Annotated in this window: 13 protein-coding genes; 10 read left to right on the forward strand and 3 right to left on the reverse strand. The window is 72.3% G+C overall.

Annotation, left to right across the window (positions count from 1 at the left end):
• Window positions 1-27 precede the first annotated feature (27 nt).
• The 5 genes from MXD59_RS17525 to MXD59_RS17545 all read left to right on the forward strand — a co-directional run bounded on the left by MXD59_RS17525 (window position 28) and on the right by MXD59_RS17545 (window position 10,959).
• The gene (locus MXD59_RS17525; RefSeq protein WP_248825771.1) at window positions 28-978 is read left to right on the forward strand and encodes an LURP-one-related family protein; all 951 of its coding nucleotides are present in this window, start codon (window positions 28-30) and stop codon (window positions 976-978) included.
• A 230-nt stretch (window positions 979-1,208) separates the two neighbouring features.
• Window positions 1,209-1,778 (forward strand): P-loop NTPase family protein, encoded by a 570-nt coding sequence (locus tag MXD59_RS17530; protein WP_225438549.1) that lies wholly within the window; start codon window positions 1,209-1,211, stop codon window positions 1,776-1,778.
• Between the two features lie 188 nt (window positions 1,779-1,966).
• Entirely contained in the window at window positions 1,967-2,833 is an 867-nt protein-coding gene (gene folD / locus MXD59_RS17535; protein WP_248825772.1) for a bifunctional methylenetetrahydrofolate dehydrogenase/methenyltetrahydrofolate cyclohydrolase FolD, read from the forward strand.
• A 168-nt stretch (window positions 2,834-3,001) separates the two neighbouring features.
• Entirely contained in the window at window positions 3,002-9,400 is a 6,399-nt protein-coding gene (locus MXD59_RS17540) for an alpha-(1->3)-arabinofuranosyltransferase domain-containing protein (RefSeq protein ID WP_248825773.1), read from the forward strand.
• Entirely contained in the window at window positions 9,397-10,959 is a 1,563-nt protein-coding gene (locus MXD59_RS17545) for a lipopolysaccharide biosynthesis protein (RefSeq protein ID WP_248825774.1), read from the forward strand. The genes MXD59_RS17540 and MXD59_RS17545 overlap by 4 nt, the downstream gene beginning before the upstream one ends.
• 79 nt (window positions 10,960-11,038) lie before the next feature.
• Here the strand turns inward: MXD59_RS17545 and ureG are convergent, their stop codons facing one another.
• The 3 genes from ureG to MXD59_RS17560 all read right to left on the reverse strand — a co-directional run bounded on the left by ureG (window position 11,039) and on the right by MXD59_RS17560 (window position 13,432).
• The gene (gene ureG / locus MXD59_RS17550; RefSeq protein WP_283097067.1) at window positions 11,039-11,758 is read right to left on the reverse strand and encodes an urease accessory protein UreG; all 720 of its coding nucleotides are present in this window, start codon (window positions 11,756-11,758) and stop codon (window positions 11,039-11,041) included.
• Between the two features lie 18 nt (window positions 11,759-11,776).
• On the reverse strand, window positions 11,777-12,850 hold the full coding sequence (gene tsaD / locus MXD59_RS17555) for a tRNA (adenosine(37)-N6)-threonylcarbamoyltransferase complex transferase subunit TsaD (protein WP_248816302.1): 1,074 nt from the start codon (window positions 12,848-12,850) through the stop codon (window positions 11,777-11,779).
• 111 nt (window positions 12,851-12,961) lie between these two features.
• A complete protein-coding gene (locus tag MXD59_RS17560) occupies window positions 12,962-13,432 on the reverse strand; it encodes a Fur family transcriptional regulator (RefSeq protein WP_225438314.1) in 471 nt (156 codons plus the stop codon).
• A 210-nt stretch (window positions 13,433-13,642) separates the two neighbouring features.
• Here MXD59_RS17560 and MXD59_RS17565 point away from each other — a divergent pair, with 210 nt between their 5' ends.
• From MXD59_RS17565 to MXD59_RS17585, 5 genes are all read left to right on the forward strand, one after another.
• Window positions 13,643-14,410, forward strand: coding sequence for a peptide deformylase (locus MXD59_RS17565; protein WP_248825775.1), 768 nt, complete (start codon window positions 13,643-13,645; stop codon window positions 14,408-14,410).
• A 236-nt stretch (window positions 14,411-14,646) separates the two neighbouring features.
• Complete coding sequence (locus tag MXD59_RS17570; protein ID WP_248816305.1) at window positions 14,647-15,609, forward strand: LLM class F420-dependent oxidoreductase; 963 nt, start codon at window positions 14,647-14,649, stop codon at window positions 15,607-15,609.
• 93 nt (window positions 15,610-15,702) lie between these two features.
• Window positions 15,703-17,394, forward strand: coding sequence for an FAD-binding oxidoreductase (locus tag MXD59_RS17575; RefSeq protein ID WP_248825776.1), 1,692 nt, complete (start codon window positions 15,703-15,705; stop codon window positions 17,392-17,394).
• Window positions 17,395-18,249 (forward strand): precorrin-6A synthase (deacetylating), encoded by an 855-nt coding sequence (gene cobF / locus MXD59_RS17580; RefSeq protein ID WP_248825777.1) that lies wholly within the window; start codon window positions 17,395-17,397, stop codon window positions 18,247-18,249.
• 221 nt (window positions 18,250-18,470) lie between these two features.
• Window positions 18,471-19,637, forward strand: a complete 1,167-nt coding sequence (locus MXD59_RS17585; protein ID WP_248825778.1) for an amidohydrolase family protein — start codon at window positions 18,471-18,473, stop codon at window positions 19,635-19,637.
• The last annotated feature ends 5 nt before the right edge of the window (window positions 19,638-19,642 follow it).

The following is a 19,642-nucleotide window of genomic DNA, read 5'->3' on the forward strand; positions in this document are numbered from 1 at the left end:
GCCAGTTCCAGATGCGAAAGTGGCGGCATGACGCAGACCGTCCCGCCTGGCTGGTACCCGGATCCGAGCGGGCAGCAGGGCTCTCGATGGTGGGACGGCACCCAGTGGACCGACCACACCCAGGCCGGCTCACCTCCCGGCCAGGGCCAGGGCCAGGGCCAGAGCCAGAGCCAGAGCCAGGGGCAGATCTATCCCCAGGGTTACGGCCAGGAACATGGCCAGGGTCAGGGCTATCCCCAGGGGCAGGGCGGCGGGTCGGGTGCGGTGAGCTGGGGAACGCCGCAGGGTGGTGCGTCGGTGCTGACCAACCGCACCCCTGAGCAGGTGCAGCGCCAGGTCCGCGAACAGGCCGGACTTGCCCCCGGCGGGCCGGGTGGCGGGGGCCTGTTCAGCGAGCCTGTTCTCGTCGTCAACCAGAAGACCAAGATCATCGAAGTGACGAACGAGTACGCCGTCTTCGACCAGCAGGGCCGCCAGATCGGCTCGGTGGTGGAGGTCGGGCAGAACGCGCTGAAGAAGGCCGTCCGGGTGCTCTCCTCCTGGGACCAGTTCTTCACACACCGGCTGGAGGTCCGTGATGCCGCCGGTGTGCCGCAGCTGATGCTCGTTCGGCCCGCGAAGGTGTTCAAGTCGAAGGTGATCGTCTCGACTCCTGACGGCACCGAACTCGGCGTGATCGTTCAGCAGAACGTCTTCGGTAAGATCCGCTTCGACCTGCAGTCCGGTGGCGCCACGATCGGATCCATCAGGGCCGAGAACTGGCGGGCCTGGAACTTCTCCATCGTCGACCACACCGAGACCGAGGTCGCCCGGGTCACCAAGACCTGGGAGGGCCTGATGCGCAACGTCTTCACCAGCGCCGACAACTACGTCGTCCAGCTCCACCGTCCGCTGCCGCAGCCGCTGCTGAGCATGGTCGTCGCCTCGGCCCTCACGATCGACACCGCCCTCAAGCAGGACTCCCGCGGGCTCGGCTGATCGCCGTCGGCGCCGGAGTTCCCGGCGCCCCACCACCGCAGCCGGCTGATCCCGGTTCGGCAGGGACCGGTCATCCCGAAGGCCGTGCTCCGATCACGTCGGGGTGCGGTGCGCGACCCGGCGGGTGGGAAGGGCACGCCGAGGAGGGTGTTCGGGGTTCCTGTGGTGGGTCGTGGTGCGAGACTGGAACCGTGAATGCGCACGGGACGTGCCCGGAGGGCCCGCCGTCGATGACCCCGGACATTCAGCGGGTGCTGGTCGTCGGCAGTGGTGGTGCGGGCAAGAGCACGCTGGCGCGGGAGATCGCCCGCCGGGCCGGCCTGCCGGTGATCCATCTGGACCGGTACTTCTGGCAGCCGGGTTGGGTCGCCACCCCCGTGGAGGAGTGGCGCGCGGTTGTCGCGGGGCTCGTCGCGCGGCCGGCGTGGGTGATGGACGGCAACTACGGTGGCACGCTGGACCTGCGGATACCCGCGGCCGAGCTGATCGTGTTCCTCGATCTGCCGCGGCGGGTCGCGATCATCCGGGCGGTGCGGCGCTGGGCGCGCTGGCATGGGCGTACCCGTCCGGACATGGGCGCGGGCTGCCCCGAGAAGATGGACGTGTCGTTCCTGCGGTGGATGTGGACCTACCCGCGGGACAGCCGCGACCGGCTGCTGCAGGCACTGGACGCGCACGGTGCCGCGGCCCGGGTGGTGCGCCTGTGCAATCCCCGTGAGGTGCGGGCCTGGCTGGGCGGCGCGGCGGCGCCGGGCCTGCCCCGGATGCGCTCCCTGTCCGCCGGTCACGTCGGCACCTGACCTCCCGTAACACTGCTACGGCGGACGTCCGGCGGCCACGTTCCTCGTCGTTGCTCGCCGCCGCGGGTCGCGTCATGGTGGTGGGCGATACGGTCGACGTTCACGGAGGTCGCCCTGCGGGCCACGCTACGACGGCGGGCGGCGGGCGGCACCGTCATCCGGCGAGATCGTCAAGGCGAAAGGCCGACATGAGCGCAGTGATCATCGATGGTAAGGCCGTGGCCGCGCGGGTCCGGGCGGACGTCGCCCGGGACGTCGCCGAGTTCCGTGCGGCGACGGGGCTGCAGCCGGGGCTCGCGACCGTGCTCGTCGGTGACGACCCGGCGTCCGCGGTCTACATCGGCGGTAAGCGCAAGGCGTGCGTCGAGGCCGGCATGGCCGACCTGCACCAGCACCTGCCCGCCGACACCGCCCAGGACGAGGTCGCGGCCCTGCTGGACTCCCTCGCCGCCGACCCGGCCGTCTCCGGCATCCTGCTGCAGCTGCCCGTCCCCAGGGGGCTGGACGGTTCGGCGCTGGTCGGGCGAATCCCGCCGGGTAAGGACGTCGACGGTCTGACCACGGCGAGCGTCGGTCTGCTCTCGCGTGGCGAGCCGGGGCTGCGCCCGTGTACGCCGTCGGGCATCCTCGAACTGCTGGACGCCTACGAGGTGACGTTGGAGGGGGCGTCCGCGGTCGTGGTCGGACGTTCGGAGCTGGTCGGGCGGCCCGTCGCGCAGCTGCTGGTCGACCGCAACGCCACCGTCACCATCTGCCATTCGCGCACGCGGGACCTCGCCGCGGTCTGCCGGGGCGCGGACGTGCTCGTCGTCGCCGCCGGCAAGCAGGCCATCATCGGCGCGGACGCGGTGAAGCCCGGTGCGACCGTCATCGACGTCGGCATGCACCGCACCGAGGCGGGTCTGCGCGGCGACGTCGACTTCGACGCGGTGCGTGAGGTCGCCGGGAAGCTGACGCCCGTCCCCGGCGGTGTGGGTCCGATGACGATCGCGATGCTGCTGCGCAACACCCTGCTGGCCGCCCGCGCCGCCGCCGGCCAGGGTGTCAACAGCTGACCGGAAGCGCACCAGGAAGTCACCCAAACGGGCCATTCGGGCCTGACTAAACAGGGCACATCGCACTTTTTCCTGTCATCGTCGCCCTCGCGAGCTCCGCTGAGGACAGCGACGCGCGACGGCTGGTGACCCGCGGAACTCGCGAGCCGGCGCGGCTAGGGGTGTGGTGTGCGTCAGGCCTCCGTCAGCATCGTGGTTCCCGCGTTCAACGAGGCGGCCCGGCTGCCACGATCACTGCCCGTCCTGGTGGGGGCGCTGCGCCGTCATCACCTGGCCGACGCCGAGGTGATCGTTGTCGACGACGGCAGTGTGGACGACACCGCCCGGCTGGCCGCGCGACTGCTCGGCGACGCACCGAACCGGCGGGTCCTGCGCCTGCCGGTCAACCAGGGCAAGGGCGCGGCGGTGCGCGCCGGGGTCGCCGCGGCCACCGGCGACGTGATCGCCTTCATGGACGCCGACCTCGCCTCGGACGTCGACGACCTGCCCCGATTACTGAACGCGTTAGGGAACGCCGAGGTGGCCCTCGGCTCCCGCCGGCTTGCGAACAGCGCCGAACGGGCCCCCGTCCGGCGCCTCGGCAGCTGGCTGTTCCACCTGGTCGTGCGGCTGCTGCTGCGGTTGGACGTCGCCGACACCCAGTGCGGTTTCAAGGCGTTCCGCCACGCCGAGGCGAAGCTCCTGTTCGCCCGCACCCGGCTCACCGGGTTCGCGTTCGACGTGGAGGTCCTGGCGCTCGCCCGCGCACTGGGCTACCGGATGGCCGAGGTCCCGGTGCGCTGGGTCGAGCAGCCCGGCGGCCGGTTCCACGCCCTGACACACACCCCGATGATGCTGGTCGAGCTGACCCGGGTCCGCCGCCACGTCCGGCGCGCGGGCCGCGAGATGGCCGCCGCGGCCAGCGCCACCCGCACCTCGCCGGCCCCCGCGCGCTCCTTCGTCCCGGCCGCGCCGTCGCGCACGTCCCGTCGGGCGTTGCTGTGGATCGCACTGGGACATGTCCTGCTGTTCGTGTCGCAGGCGCCGGGACGGCTGACCGCGGACACGAAGCTTCCCCTGGCCGTCAGCCCGGCCCGGTTCCTGGCCGCGGCCACCCGGATGTGGGACTCCACCGCGGACTTCGGGGCCGTCCCCAACCAGGCCTACGGCTACCTGTTCCCGATGGGACCGTTCTTCCTCGCCGGTCATCTCACCGGACTGCCGGTGTGGCTGGTCCAACGTCTGTGGATGGCGCTGCTGCTGACCGTGGCCGCCTGGGGGGTGGTGCGGCTCGCGGACGCGCTGGGCATCGGCGCGCCGACCGGACGGGTCCTCGGTGGGCTCGGCTACGCGCTGTCGCCGATGTTCCTCGGCAAGATCGGGGCGACGTCGGCCGCGGTCCTGGGGGCGGCGATGCTGCCGTGGATCGTGACACCGCTGGTCCGCGCGCTGTACGCGGATGGATGGCTCTCACCTCGGCGCGCGGCCGCCCGGTCGGGCCTGGCGGTGCTGTGCGTCGGTGGCATCAACGCCAGCGTCGCGGTGGATGTGCTGGTGGTGCCGGCGATGCTGCTGCTGCTCGCCGGTGGGTCCCGGCGGGCCTGGGCGGTGCGCGGCTGGTGGGTCGCCGCGGTGGGCGCCGCGATCGCCTGGTGGGCGCTGGGTCTGCTCGCGGTCGGCCGGTACGGGCTGAACTTCGTCCCGTTCACCGAGACCGCCGATCTGACCACCGCCTCGGCCTCACTGCCCGAAGCGCTGCGCGCGGCCACCGACTGGATGGCCTACCTGCGGGTTCCCAGCGTCTGGCTGCCCTCGGCCGCCGACTACGCCGGCTCCCGGGTGGTCATCGCCGGGACATACGCGCTCACCGCGATCGGGGTGTGGGGGCTGTCCCGGCGTGACCTGCCCGCCCGGCGTTTTCTCGTGCTCTGCTTCGCGCTGGGCACCGTGGTGATCGTCGCGGGCTATCCGGGTGCGCTGGGCGGGCCGGTGTCCGCCGATGTGCGGGCGCTGCTCGACGGCCAGCTCAGCCCGCTGCGCAACATCGCGAAGTTCCAGGCCGTCACCCACCTCCCGATGGCCCTCGGCCTGACCCACGCCGCCGGCCTGACCACCGCCGCCGGCCGCCGCCTGAGCTCCCGATCCCACCGCGGCCCCCGATCCTGGTTCAGCCCCAGCCCCAGCCCCAGCCCCAGCCCCAGCCCCAGCCCCAGCCCCAGCCCCAGCGTTAGTGCCAGTGCCAGTCCGCGACCGGCCGCGGCGCTGCTGGTGCTGACGGTGACGGCGCTGGTGGCGAGCACGTTGCCGGTGTTACGCGGGCAGGTGTTGCAGCCGGGATCGTTTCGGGCCGTGCCCGCCTACTGGGAGCAGGCGGCCGACTGGCTGACGGACCATCCGGACAACGGCCGCACACTGCTGCTGCCGGGCGCGCCGTTCGCCCAGTACGACTGGGGTCGGCCCCTCGACGAGCCGATGCGCTGGCTGTCGTCCACCCCGTGGGGGGAACGCAGCCTCATCCCGCTCGGTGGCGTCGGCCTCACCCGCTGGTTGGACGCCGTCGAGACGTCCCTGTCCGGTGACGGCCGCGGCCTGGGCGTGGCACTGGCCCGGGCGGGGGTCGGGCAGGTCCTCGTCCGCAACGATCTCGCCGACAGCAACTGGGACGTCCCCCCGTCCACCGACGAGATCCACCAGGCGCTGGTGGCCGGGGGGCTGCGTCCGGCGGCGACGTTCGGACCGCTGGTGGCCGGGCGGGCCGGGAACCATGAGCGGGTGCTGCCGGTGAACCGGCGACGCCCGATCGGCCAGGCACCGGCGCTGGAGGTGTGGACGGTGCCCGGCGGGGCGCGTCAGGTGCAGGCCTATCCGGCCGGTGACGCGCTGGTCGTCGCCGGGGGTCCGGAGGCGGCGGTCACGCTCGCCGCACACGGCCTGCTACCCCCCGACCGGGCCATGATCCTGGCCGAGGACCTCGGGGATCCGCGTGCCGCGAGCAGCGGGAAGCCGGGCACGGTGGTCGCCTCCGCCCCGCTCACCCCGCCGGCCACGGTCCTGTCCGCGACCACCGGCCTCGCCATCACCGACACGTTCACCCGCCGTGACCAGAGCTTCGGCGTGGTCCACAGCTCACCGTCCTACCTGCTCGGACCGGACGAGTGGGCCGCCGGCGCCACCCGGGCGCCCCGCGAGTGGACCGACCGTCCACCCGCCGGCCATCAGACCGTCGGGGGCTACCTCGACGGAAAATCCGTCACCGCGTCGTCGTACGGCTATCTGCTGCGGGCGGCCCCCGAACTCGGCCCGGCCAGCGCCGTCGACGGCCTGCCCCACACCGGGTGGACGGCCCGGCCGGACCCGCGCACCGGGTCGGAGGGCGCCTGGCTGCGCGTCGATGTCGGCACGCCGCTGCGCGTGCCCTACCTGGTGGTCGCGCTGCTCGCCGAGACACCGCGCCGTCCGGTGGCCCGCACGATCACGGTGACCTCCGCCGCGGGCTCGGTGGACACGTCGGTGGCCACCACCGACCATCCGCAGTACCTGGCGGTGCCCGCCGGGCCGAGCTCCTGGTATCAGGTGACCCTGCGCGACGTGACCCGCGGTGATGGTGAGCTTCTGGGCGCCGGCATCCGCGAACTGGCCGTTCCCGGGCAGGGTTTCGTCCACTACGCGCAGGCGCCCACCGACGCCACCGCCCTGTTCGCGGCGGACCCCTCGACCGACCCCATCGGCCGGACGGTTCCGGCTGGTCCCGTGCTGGTGGCCTTCGACCGAACCCGGGAGAACATCACCGAGCCGTTCAGCGTGTCGGAGGAGCAGCTGATCATCCGACGCTTCAGCGTGCCCCGGGCGATGTCGTTCACCCTGGACGGCACCGTCACCGCCCTGCCTAGTCCGGCCACGGCGCCCAGACCCGCCGCCGCCCGGCGCGGCTGGGAGTGCGGCCAGGGCCCGGCCCTGGACCTGGACGGCGTCCGCTACCCGCTGCGGGTCGAGGGCGCCACCTCCGACGTCGCCGACGGCCGACCGCTGCGCCTCACCGTCTGCACCCCGGACGGAACCGTGCCGCTGACCGCCGGCGCCCATCTGCTGCGCGTGGTCCGCGACGACTCCCTGCCGCTGCTCGTCGACACGATCACCCTGGTCGGCGGTGCCAACCCCGACCCCGACCCCGGGATCGGGACCGGGACCGTGGCTGGGAGCGGGTCCAGGACCGTGCCTGTGGCTGGGACCGCGGGGACGGCTGGTGAGAAGGTGCGGTCGACGTCGGTCGGGCAGTGGACGGCGCAGCGGCGCACCGTCACGGTCGGCCCCGGCGGCCAGTCGTTCTTCGCCGTGCGCGAGAACGCGAACATCTCCTGGACAGCGTCGCTCAACGGCGTGGCCCTGGCCCCGGTCCGCCTGGACGGCTGGCAGCAGGGCTGGATCCTGCCGGCCGGCGCCGGCGGCACGATCGTCCTGACGAACCGACCCGGCGAGTTCTACCGCACCTGCCTGCTCGTCGGCCTGGCGTGCGCCCTGGCCCTGCTCGCCGGCGCGTTGGTTCCCGGACGGCGTCGACCGCGTCCATCCCCCCTACCAATGGCCCGTTCGGACGGTGCCGGCTCCAGGCTCGACGGCCGGTTCGGCCGGCTTGGTTGGCTTGGTCGGGGTGGGTGGCTGCCTGACCGGTGGGGCGCGGTGGGACTGGCCACCCTGATCGTGGCCCTGGCGGCCGGGCCGTTGGCACTGATCGTCCCACTGCTGGCGGTGGTCGCCCGCCGTCGTCCGCTGGCGCCGCCGTGGATCGCCGCCTGCGGCATCGCCGTCGCGGGCATCGCCGTCGTCATGCAGCCCGGCCTGCCACCGCGATCAGGTGCTGGTGCGTTCGGGGGATGGGCCCAGGCGGCCGGCACGGTCGCGTTCGCGGCGGTCCTCGCCGCGCTGGCGGCCTCCCCGCCGCAGTCGCCGCCGACCCCGGACCTCACTTCGGACCTCTATCCGGATCTCTATCCGTATCTCAACCCGGATCTCACCTCGGATCTGACATCGGTGACGGCCGGCCTGGTCAGCCGTCCGTTGAGCCTGGCCGAACAGGTGCTGCTGGCCTCCGACCGCGCCGACACACCGATCGTCATCGCCCTGTTCGGGCGCACCGACGGCCACGTGGACGCCCACCGCCTGGCCGCCGCGACCGTCGACGTGTTCGCCCGCCATCCGATCACCCGGTCGGAACTCGCCGACCCGGCCGGACACGGCGGATGGCGGATTCGCCCGCTGCCCCGACCCGCACCGGTCCACGAGACCGAGGCGGCCACCAGCGGCGAGGCCTGGCAGGCACTGGCCCGGCTGATGGGCGGCGGCATCGACCTGAGCCGCGCCCCCCTGGCCCGCCTGCTCGTCGTCCACCATCCCGGCGGCGACTGGATCGGCCTGGTCGGGCACCACCTCGCCCTGGACGGCCGAAGCCTGCTGGCCATCCTGACCGAGACCCTGGCCGGCTACCCCGCTGCCCACCCGACGCGCCTGCCCGGCCCACCCGCCGAGCTCACCGCCGACCACCCCCAGGCCATCCACGATGCCCCGGAAACGGGCCCGTCCCCGGTGCCGGCCCCGCTTCCGGGGCCGCCCGGGTCGGTGGAAGCGACGGTGAGCGGACGCGTCTCACCGCGGACGCGGCGGCGGACGCGACGGTCACGGTTCATCGAGCCGATGGGCAGGCCGGGAGAACACGGCTTCGGCCTGGTACCGCAGGTGATCCCGGTACCCCGGCCGCCTCGCCTGCCCGACGGGCGGCTACCGACCGTCAACGACGTGCTGATCACCGCCGCCCATCTGGCCATCGGACGCTGGAACGCCGGCCGGGGCCGCGCCGACGACGTCCTGCGCGTCCGGATGGCACTGACCTCGGGGGCCCCGACCGTGCTGGGCGGCCTGTCCAGCCGCTTCACGATCATCTCCAGTGACGCCGACGCCCGCGCCACACCGATGCGGCTGCTCGCCACCGTGATCGACCGGACCTCGACCGCCAAGACCCGGGTCGCGAGCACCTCCACGTCGGCGCCGTCCGGCTCCGATGCCGCCCTGGTCGGCGGGGCCACCCGTCCCGCCGTCGCGTCGCTGACCATGGCACTGTCGAACGCGCTGTCCGCCGTGTCGCCCGACCGGGGGCGGCCGGCCCTGCTGCGGCTGGCCGTCTCGGCGTCACGAGCGGCGCTGATGCCCAGCGCCGCGGTCAGCAACATCGGACGTGTCGGCACCGACCTCACCGTCGGCCCGGACGGCCCACGACTGCTCGACCTGCACCTGGCCGCCCCCGCCCGGATGCCTCAGGGCCTGGCCATCCACGTCGTGCGCATGGGCGACCAGATCCATCTGACGTTCAGCCATGCCCGCGAACTGTGGGACGACACCGCCGCCCACACCTTCGCCGGCCTGTTCCGCGCCGCCGTCCTCGACCTCACCCACCCGGCCACGGCCACCCCCCGAACCGCCCCGTACCCCACCACCGTGCGGGCCCCGTTCCCGCCCGGGGCCCCAGACCTCCCGTCCATCTCGGATGGCCCTGGCGGCTCGCCGCCCCTGGCGGACAGCAGGACCTCCGGCCGATGACACAGCCAGCACAGCCAGCACAGCCAGCACAGCCGGCGCGACCGGCGCGGCCGGCGCGGCGGGAACTGGTGGTCGAGCTGCTGCGCGGGCCGATGCTGCTGGCGGTCGCGGGTGGGGTGGCCAACGGGCTCAACCTGGTGATGAACCTGGTGCTCGCCCGGGTGCTCGACCCGTCCGGCTATGGCGCCGTGGTCGTGCAGACGAACATCTACCTCGTGCTGGCGGTGGTGGGCACCGCCGTGCTCACCGCGGTCGTGCGCCGGGATCTGGCCCCCAGCAGCATTCCCGGACGGGCCCGCATCGCCTGGATTCGACGGTTGCGGGCGGCGACCGCGTCCATGGCACTGGTCGCGGCGGGGATCGCGGTCGTGGCCTGCCGGCCGGTCGCGGCGCTGCTGTCCTACCCGCATCCGGTCGCGATCGCCGAGGCCGGTGTGGCCGCCGGACTGTGGCTGGCGGTCTGCGTGGAGCGGGGCCTGCTCCAGGCGCGCGGGAACTATCCGGGGCTCGCCTGGAACATGGTGTACGAAACGGTCCTGCGGGTCGCCGTCATCATCGTCGCGGCCTGCGCGGGCCTCGGCGTGGACGGCGCCGGCCTCGGACTGCTCGTCGGCGCCCTCGCCGCCACCTCCGCCGCCCGCACCACGGTCTCCCGCACCTCGACCTCCCGCACCTCGACCTCCCGCACCTCGGTGGACGCCCACACCTCGGTCTCCCACACCTCGGTCTCCCGCACCTCGGCGGCGGCCCGCACCTCGGACACCCACGCCGCGCCCGATCACGCCTGGTCCGGTCATGTGCGCTCCGAGGTACAGGGGCGGCGCACGCGCCGGGTGCTGCTGGCGGACTCGTCGGTGGCGCTGGCGACCCTGATGCCGTTGGCGCTGCTCCAGAACGTCGATGTCGTCCTGGTCGGATGGCGCGATCCGGAGGCGGCGGGCAGCTACGCGGCGATCTCCACGGCCTGCAAGATCCCGGTGTTCGTCGGGTTGGCGGTGGCGAACTACCTGCTGGCGGAGGCGGCCCGGCGGCGCCGGGAGGGACGGACGGCCTACGCGGCGCTGGCCCTGGCGATGATCATCGTGGTGGTGCCGGGGCTGCTGCTGTCCGCGGTGGGTGCGGTGGCGGGGCGTCCGCTGCTGTCGTTGTTGTTCGGGTCCCGGTTGGCGGCGGCGTCCGGGGTCCTGTGGGTGCTGGCGCTGGCGACGACGTTCCTCGCCGCGACCCTGCTGTTCGCGACCTATCTGCTCGGTGTCGGTGACCGGGGGATCGTCTGGGTGCTGGCGGTGTGCACGCCGACGTCCACCGTGGTCGTGGCCGTCTTCGCCGACGAGATCACCTCGACGGTCCTCGCCCTGCTCGGCTGCCAGGCCGGCATCGCTCTCCTCGCCGGCACCCTGGTCGCCCGGGTGCACCGGCCCGCCTCGCCCCGCCGTCGCCGCCGGGCCCCGAGCTCGCTGCGAACCTATCCGTCGGACACGCCCAGGCCCCCTGCTCTCCGGGGACGCTCCCTGGTCGCTGAGCCGTCCGGTCAGCCGCGGGAACCGCACCTACCCTGAGCGGTGCCGCATGTGGCCGCGCGATGGCACTGTTGCGCGGATGCCCAGCGGGTGCGCGGATGCCCGGCGGGTGCGTGGTCTAGTGGGCGGCGGGGACGAGTTCGGCGAGCTGGACGCGGACCCAGGCCGTCACGTCGGTGGCGGTGGGATCGGTGGCCAGGGAGGTGAACAGGACCGGACGGGTGCCGCGGGCGACGGCGGCGTCACGGGCCATCACACCAAGGTCGGCGCCGACCAGCGGAGCGAGATCGGTCTTGTTGATGACGAGCAGGTCGCTGCTGGTCACACCCGGACCGCCCTTGCGCGGCACCTTGTCGCCGCCGGCGACGTCCACGACGAAGATCTGCCGGTCGATCAGACCGTAGCTGAACGTGGCGGTCAGGTTGTCGCCGCCGGATTCCACCAGCACCAGATCGAGCGGACCGGTCTCGGCCTCGAGATCCTCGACGGTGTCGAGGTTCGCGCTGATGTCGTCGCGGATCGCGGTGTGCGGGCAGCAGCCGGTCTCCACCGCCCGGATGCGCCCGGGGTCGAGCACACCCGCCCGCCGCAGGAAGTCCGCGTCCTCGGTGGTGTAGATGTCGTTGGTGACCACGCCGAGGCGCAGGCTCCCCGACAGCGCCCGGCACAGCGCCGCGACCAGCGCCGTCTTACCGCTGCCGACCGGCCCGCCGATCCCGATCCGCGGCGCGCGACCCGCGTCCACCGACCCCGGCCGAGCGCTGGAACCGACACCGACACCGACACCGGCTGGGCTGCCGGCGGGCAGAGCGTCGCTGTGATCGTGGCCGAGATGCATCCTGGGGGTCCTCCCGATTCAGGCCGCGGTCGGGGTCAGGGTCACCGGGACGCCGAGCTGCGCCCGCTCAAGATAGGCGCCGGGCATCGCGGCCAGATCCGGCGGGGACGGCGGCGCACCCGCCCGCACCAGCAGGTCGCCGAGCGCGGCGATCATCACCCCGTTGTCGGTGCAGCGACGCCGGGCCGGTACCCGCAGCCGAATCCCCGCCGCCGCACAGCGGGACGCGGCGACCTCCCGCAGCCGGCTGTTCGCCGCCACCCCACCGACGATCAGCAGATCGGCGATGCCCCGGTCACGGCACGCCCGGATCGCCTTCGCGGTGAGCACGTCGACCACCGCCTCCTGAAACGACGCGATCACATCCCCGGACGCCACCCCCGAATCCGGATGCGATTCGGCCCAGCGTGCCACCGCTGTCTTCAACCCGGAGAACGAGAACGTGTACGGCGCATCGTTTCGCCCCAGCAACGGACGGGGAAACGCCAGCGCCGTCGGATCATGCCCGGCCGCCCCCCGGTCGACCGCAGGCCCCCCCGGATAGGACAGCCCCAGTACCCGCGCGACCTTGTCGAAACACTCACCCGCCGCGTCATCCAACGTGTCCCCAAGATGGACGATCGGATCGCGCGCCAAGTCCCCGACCTGCAACAACGACGTATGCCCACCCGAGACGATCAACGCGATCAGCGGATTCGGCAACGGCTGCCCATCCACCAGATCCGCCGCCAGATGCCCGGCGAGATGATGCACCCCGTACAACGGCACGCCCAACGCCGTCGCATACGCCTTCGCCGCGGAAACCCCCACATGCAACGCGGTGGCCAACCCCGGCCCCGCCGTCACCGCCACCGCCCCGATATCGGACGCCGCCATCCCCGCCGATGCCAACGCCGCCCGCACACACGGCACGATCGCCTGCACATGCGCCCGCGCCGCTATCTCCGGCACCACCCCGCCATAGCGGGCGTGCTCATCCATGCTCGTCGACAGCGCCTCACCCAGCAGCACCCCGTCCCGCACCAGACCAACCCCGGTCTCGTCGCACGACGTCTCAATTCCCAGGACCACCGGGCCCTGCTGCGCAGGCATCTCCCGCGGCCTCCTTCTTACCCCTGACTCGCCACCGCGCCTTTCGCGCGCGCAACGCTCGCACGGGACGTGCCCACCGCGCGCCGACGCCGCCGCTTTTCAGCTTTCAGCCTACGCCGGTCGGATGGCCGCGCCCGTACCCGCGTTCGGCCGGTCGCCGCAGGTCCGGCACACTCCCGTCAGCGCCGCGTGATCCGGTTGCAGCTGGAAACCGGTGGTGCGGGCGAGCCGGTCGGCGACCTCGTCCAGCAGATCAGCCGGGACGTCCTGGATCGCGCCGCAGCGCCGGCAGCGCACATGCAGATGCGTCTCACCGGTCAACCCCGCTGCCAGGTGATAGACCACCGGCCCGTGCGCCGGATGGACATGCGTCACGAGCCCCAGCTCACCCAGGGTCTCCACCGCCCGGTAGACGGTCGTGCGGTGCAGCCCCGGGACGATCAGATCCGCCCTGGCCAGCACATCCTCGACGCACAGATGATCGGCTGTCTCCGCCAGCACCCGCAGCACCGCACGCCGCGCCGGTGTCACCCGCTCACCCAGCACCCGCAGCCGCGCCACTCCCGCCTCCGCCGCGTCCACCTTTACCACCCTACGAGTGGCCGGGTGGGACGTTCGGGGCCGGGTGGGCGCGTGCCGAGGGTTGTGCGGTGGCATGCCGAGGGTTGTTGGGTGTTCGGGCCGGTCGAATCCCGAACATGCCTCGGCATGTCGACGGGGGACATGATCATCTGGCGTCGGTGGTCGATGGCCACTTCCTGGTTGTGGGTTGTGTTGTGACACAGTGTCCACATGGCCGTGCTTCCGATCCGCACCGTCGGTGACCCGGTGCTGCGCACTCCGGCGGTGCCTGTCACGACGTTCGATGCGGCGCTGGCACGCCTGGTCGAGGACATGATCGAGACCATGTACGCGGCGCCGGGCGTGGGACTCGCGGCGCCGCAGGTCGGTGTCGGGCTACGGGTCTTCGTCTACGACGTCGGCTACAGCCCGGGTGATCCAGCTGTGCCGCGGCACCCGCGCGTGGTCGTCAACCCCGTCCTCACCCTCGACGAGGAGACACCCCTCGGCGAGGAGACACCCCTCGACGAGGAGACACCCCTCGGCGAGGAGACGTCCGCCGGCGAGGAGACGTCCGCCGGCGAGGGGACGGGCGAGGGCAGGGCCGAGGACGTCGGCGGGGCTGATGGCACCGGCGGGGCCGACGACACCGGTGGGGCCGAGGACGCTGAGGATGCCGAGCGGGGGGTTGCCGAGGGCTGTCTGTCGGTGCCGGGGCTGTACTTCCCGACGCCACGGGCCTGGCGGGCGACGGTGCGCGGGGTGGATGTGTCGGGGGAGTCGGTGGAGTACACCGGGCAGGGGCTGGCCGCCCGCTGTTTCCAGCATGAGTGCGACCACCTCGACGGGATTCTCTATCTGAGTCGGCTGACCGGTGCGGCGCGGGTCGCGGCGGTGCGTGCGCTGCGGGAGGCGTTGCCGGCTCGAGGTGACGGGCAGTCCGCGGGGTCCGCGTCCGCGCAGGCTGCGCAGGGGGCGTCCGCGTTCGGCCGATCGTGAGCCAGCACCGTCCGTCCGCGGTGTTCGTGGGGTGGTGCCGTCCGCTCGTGATGGTGGGGTGCTGCCGTGTCCGGGGAGGGCGAGGGGCGACGGGGTTCGCCCGGTCATGACATCCTGGTCGGCCACGGCAGAAGTTATGGGAATGCTGGATGGACGAGTCACGCACGAGCCAGAGTCAGAGTCACCAGGTTCCGAGTCAGAGTCACCAGGTTCCGAGTCAGACGGGAGTGGCCGCGGTGAGCGACATCTCCGGCGGGCCGTACAAGCGGCCGTTCCGGTTCAACATCCAGTGTTCGTCGCCGGAGCAGGTGGATGCCCGGTCGTGGGCGGCGCTGGCACGGCGGGTGGAGGACCTGGGCTTCGCGACGCTCACCGTGTCCGACCATCTGGACGAGCAGGTCGCGCCGATCGCGTCGCTGATGGCGGCCGCCGACGCCACGACCACACTGCGCATCGGGTCGATGGTTTTCAGTAATGACTACCGGCATCCGGTGGTGCTCGCGAAGGAGGCGGCGACTCTCGACGCGCTGTCCGGCGGGCGGTTCGAGCTGGGCCTGGGCGCCGGCTGGATGACGTCCGACTACCAGCGCGCGGGGCTCACCCTCGACCCGCCGGGTGTGCGGATCGCACGGTTGGCCGAGGCGCTCACCGTCATCAAGGGGATGTTCGCCGACGCCCCGCTCACCCACACCGGCACGTTCTACCAGGTGAACGGGCTCAACGGCACGCCGAAGCCGGTGCAGCGTCCCCACCCGCCGATCGTCATCGGGGGTGGCGGGCGGCGGATGCTGACGCTGGCCGCCCGCGAGGCCGACATCATCGGTCTGAACATGAACATGGCCAGCGGGGTGATCGACTCCTCGCTCGGGGCGAACGCGACGACGGACGCCACCGAGGAGAAGGTCGGCTGGATTCGTGAGGCGGCCGGCGCGCGCTGGGACGAGCTGACGTTGCAGGTCCGCGTGCACATGGTGGTGGTGACCGAGGATCGGGAGTCGGTCGCCGCGCTGCTGGCCTCGGGTTTCGGCCTGACCACCGAGCAGGCCCTGACCACACCGCACGCGCTGTGCGGGTCGGTCGACGAGATCTGCGACGCCCTCGTCGAACGGCGTGAACGTTTCGGTATCAGCACCATCGGCGTCGCCCTCGACGCCCTGGACGCCCTCACCCCCGTCGTCGCCCGCCTCGCCGGCACCTGAACCCCCGTACCACCCGAACCCCGCAGCACCCGAACCCCGCAGCACCCGAACCCCGCAGAGCCTGTCCCTCCGTTGTCTGTCGAGGAGTCACCGTTGGTCGAGCACATGAAGTGGTGGGGCTGGGGCCGGGAGAGCGTGTCGTTCTCGCCCGCCGACAAGCCGGCGCTGGCACCGTTCATCCGCAAGCACATCGGGCTGGACGTGACCCGCCCGCCCGCGCAGGCCCCGGCGTTCGCCGACCTCGACATCGCCGACCCGATCCTGCCGGACGCCCTGCGCGACGCGCTGACGGCCGCCGTCGGCGCCGAGCACGTGCACACCGAGACCCTCGAACGGGTCGTGCACGCCTACGGCAAAAGCCTGCGTGACCTGGTCCGGGTCCGCGGCGGTGACCTCGGACGCCTCCCCGACGCGGTGGTCTACCCGGGTGGCGAGGACGAGGTGCGCGCGGTGCTCACCGCCGCGATCGACGCCGACGCGGTCGTCATCCCGTTCGGCGGCGGGACGAACATCTCCGGCAGCCTGGAGGCTCCGCGCGGTGAGATCCGCCCGGTGCTGTCCGTGGACCTCGGACGCCTCGACCGCGTCCTGGACATCGACACCGACGCGCGGCTGGCCCGCATCCAGGCCGGTGCGCTCGGTCCGGACCTCGAAGCGCAGCTGAACGCCCTGGGCTGGACACTCGGCCACTTCCCCGACAGCTTCAGCCACTCCACCCTCGGCGGCTGGATCGCGACCCGCTCGTCCGGCATGCAGTCGGACAAGTACGGCGACATCGCGGACATCACCAAGGCCGTGCGGGTCGTCACCCCCGCGGGTGTGCTCGCGACCCGGGCGGTGCCGAGCCAGTCCACCGGACCGAGCGTGCGGGAGATGATCCTCGGCAGCGAGGGTCGACTCGGCATCATCACCGAGGCCACCGTGCAGGTCCACCGGGTGCCCGAGGAACGCACCATCCTCGGCTACTTCTTCCCCACCTGGGACGAGGCGCTGCTCGCCATGCGCGAGATCGCCGAGAGCGAGGCGGCCCCGAGCGTCACCCGTGTCGCCGACCCCGGCGAGACCCGTTTCTCGCTGGCGACCAGCAAGAAGGGTTCGGCGGTCACGGCGCTGGTCTCCAGGGGACTCAAGCAGTACCTGGCCCGGGTGAAGCACTTCGACCTCGAGCGGATGTGCCTGTCGTTCATCGGCTTCGAGGGCTCATCCGGCCATGTGCGCACCCAGCGCAAGCTCGTCGGTGACATCGTCAAGCGCCACGGCGGGGTGTGTGTCGGCACCGGCCCCGGGCAGCTCTACGACCAGAAGAAGTTCGACACCCCCTACATCCGCGACTTCCTGCTCGGCCAGGGCGCCCTCGCGGACGTCTCGGAGACCGCCACCAGCTGGTCGCAGCTCGCCTCCCTCTACACCGGGGTGGTCGCCCGGGCCCACAAGACGTTCGACGAGATCGGCGTCCAGGGCTGGATCATGGCGCACCTGTCCCACTCGTACCACTCCGGCGCCTGCCTCTACTTCACCTTCGCCTTCGCCTCCCCGGTGACCCTGGACGGCCTCGAACGCTACGACGCGGTGAAGTCCGCGATCCAGCAGGGCTTCATCGACCTCGGCGGCACCCTGTCGCACCACCACGCCGTCGGCCTCGAGCACGCTCCCTGGCTCGCCGACGACATCTCCCCGGCCGGCGTCTCGCTGGTCGCGGCCCTGTTCGACGGCATCGACCCCGGCCACAACCTCAACCCCGGCAAGATCATCCCGTCTGTCGTTCCCGGACCGGCCGCCGACTAGATGCGCACGCTGCTGGTGGTCGGGATCGGCGCGGGGGATCCCGACCAGCTCACGTTGCAGGCGGTGCGGGCCCTGGAACGCACGGACGTCTTCTTCGTCCTCGACAAGGGTCCCGCCGCCGGCGACCTGACCGCACTGCGCCGCGAGATCCTCGACCGTCACCTCGGCGAGGGCACCTACCGTCTCGTCGAAGCCCCCGACCCGCCGCGTGACCGCACCCCCTCCGACGACCGCAGCACCGCCGGCCGCGCCGCCTACGCCGCCGCCGTCGACGACTGGCATGCCCGGCGCGCCGCCCTGTACGAGGCGATGTTCCTCGACGAACTGGACGACGAGGGCACCGGCGCGTTCCTGGTCTGGGGCGACCCGTCGCTCTACGACAGCACCCTGCGCATCCTCGAACGCGTCGCCGCCCGCGGCAAGGTCGCCTTCGAACACCAGGTGATCCCCGGTATCTCCAGCGTGCAGGCCCTCGCCGCCGCCCACCGCCTGGTACTCAACGGCATCGGCACCCCGGTGACCATCACCACCGGTCGCCGCCTGGCCGAAGCCGGCTTCCCCCCGGACGTCGACGACCTCGTCGTCATGCTCGACGGTGACACCGCCTTCACCACCCTTGCCAGCACCAGCACCAGCACCAGCACCGTCGCCGGGGTCGGTGCCGGTGCCGGGGCCGACATCCACATCTACTGGGGCGCCTACCTCGGCACCGACGACGAACTGCTCATCCACGGCCCCCTGCCCGACGTCGCCGCCACCATCACCCGCACCCGCGCCGACGCCCGCCACCGCAAGGGTTGGATCATGGACATCTACCTCCTGCGCCGCACCCCCCGCCATCGTCACGCCCCGTAACGGGCCCCGGGGCAAGATTCGAGCTCGCCCTCGCCGACCGCCGCCGCCCCCGAAGCCCTGATCGCCTGCTGGATGGTGGACGTCCGCCTGCCGCATGGCCGACGGCCGTGGTGGCATCTGGCCGGCCTGGTGTGCGACAGAACCGGCGATCGTCCGCATCTTCGACCGGCGAGAGACAGTTGGGGGTTGCGTGCGTCACAGTCCTGCGTCACCTTTTGGGCATGTGCCCAACACCTGTCGCGCCCTACGTGCTGGATGCCGACTCCCACTGGTCCGAGCCCGCTGATCTGTTCAGCAGCCGTGCCCCGGAGGCCTACCGGGACCGTCTGCCGAGGGTCGTGGAGGTGGACGGCGTCCGTCAGTGGATCTTCGACGGGAAGCCGATGGGCGCCTTCATCGCCGGGGCGGTGATCGGCCGTGACGGCCAGAAGTCGGCGTCGGCCACGGTGCTGCACGAATGGACCGTCGACGACGTCCACGTCGGCGCCCACGACCCCGTCGAGCGGCTCAGGGTTCTGGACGAGGCCGGCATCGACGCCCAGGTCATCTTCCCGTCCACGATCGGGCTGGGCGGCCAGGACCTCGCCACCGCGGACCAGTCCCTGGCCCGCCTCGCCGTCGAGGTCTACAACGACGGGATGGCCGACATCCAACGGGAGTCCGGCAACCGGCTGCTGCCGCTGCCGCTCATGCCGGCGTGGGACATCAGGTCCTGCGTGCGGGAGGTCGCCCGGGTGGCCGAGCTCGGCGCGCGCGGCGTCAACATGACCTCCGACCCGCAGGATCTCGGTGCCCCGGACCTCGCCAGCCGCGAGTGGGACCCCTTCTGGGCGGCGTGCGCCGAGCACCGGCTGCCGGTGCACTTCCACATCGGCGCCAGCGTCACCGCGATGACGTTCTACGGGAAGTACCCGTGGGCGTCGCAGACGGAGAGCACCAAGCTCGCGATCGGCGGCGGCCTGCTGTTCATCGGCAACGCCCGGGTGGTCACGAACCTGATCCTCGCGGGCATCTTCGACCGGCACCCGGAGCTTCGTACCGTCTCCGTCGAGAGCGGGGTGGGCTGGATCCCGTTCATCCTGGAGACCCTCGACTACGAGATGGCGGAGAACGCCCAGGCGGATCTCGCGAAGCTCAAGCGCAGGCCGTCGGAGTACTTCCGCACCAACATCTACGCCACCTTCTGGTTCGAACGGGGCGGCAACAGGCTGGCCGACCTGATCGAGTCCGTCGGCGAGGACAACATCCTGTTCGAGACGGACTTCCCGCACCCGACCTGCCTCTACCCGGACCCGTTGCGGTCCGTCGCCGACAAGATGGCCACGCTTCCCGAAACCACCCGTAACAAGATCATGGGTGGTAACGGGAAGGCCCTCTACCGGCTCTGACCGTC

The sequence above is a fragment of the Frankia umida genome (genome assembly GCF_023242945.1).
Classification (GTDB): Bacteria; Actinomycetota; Actinomycetes; order Frankiales; family Frankiaceae; genus Frankia; species Frankia umida.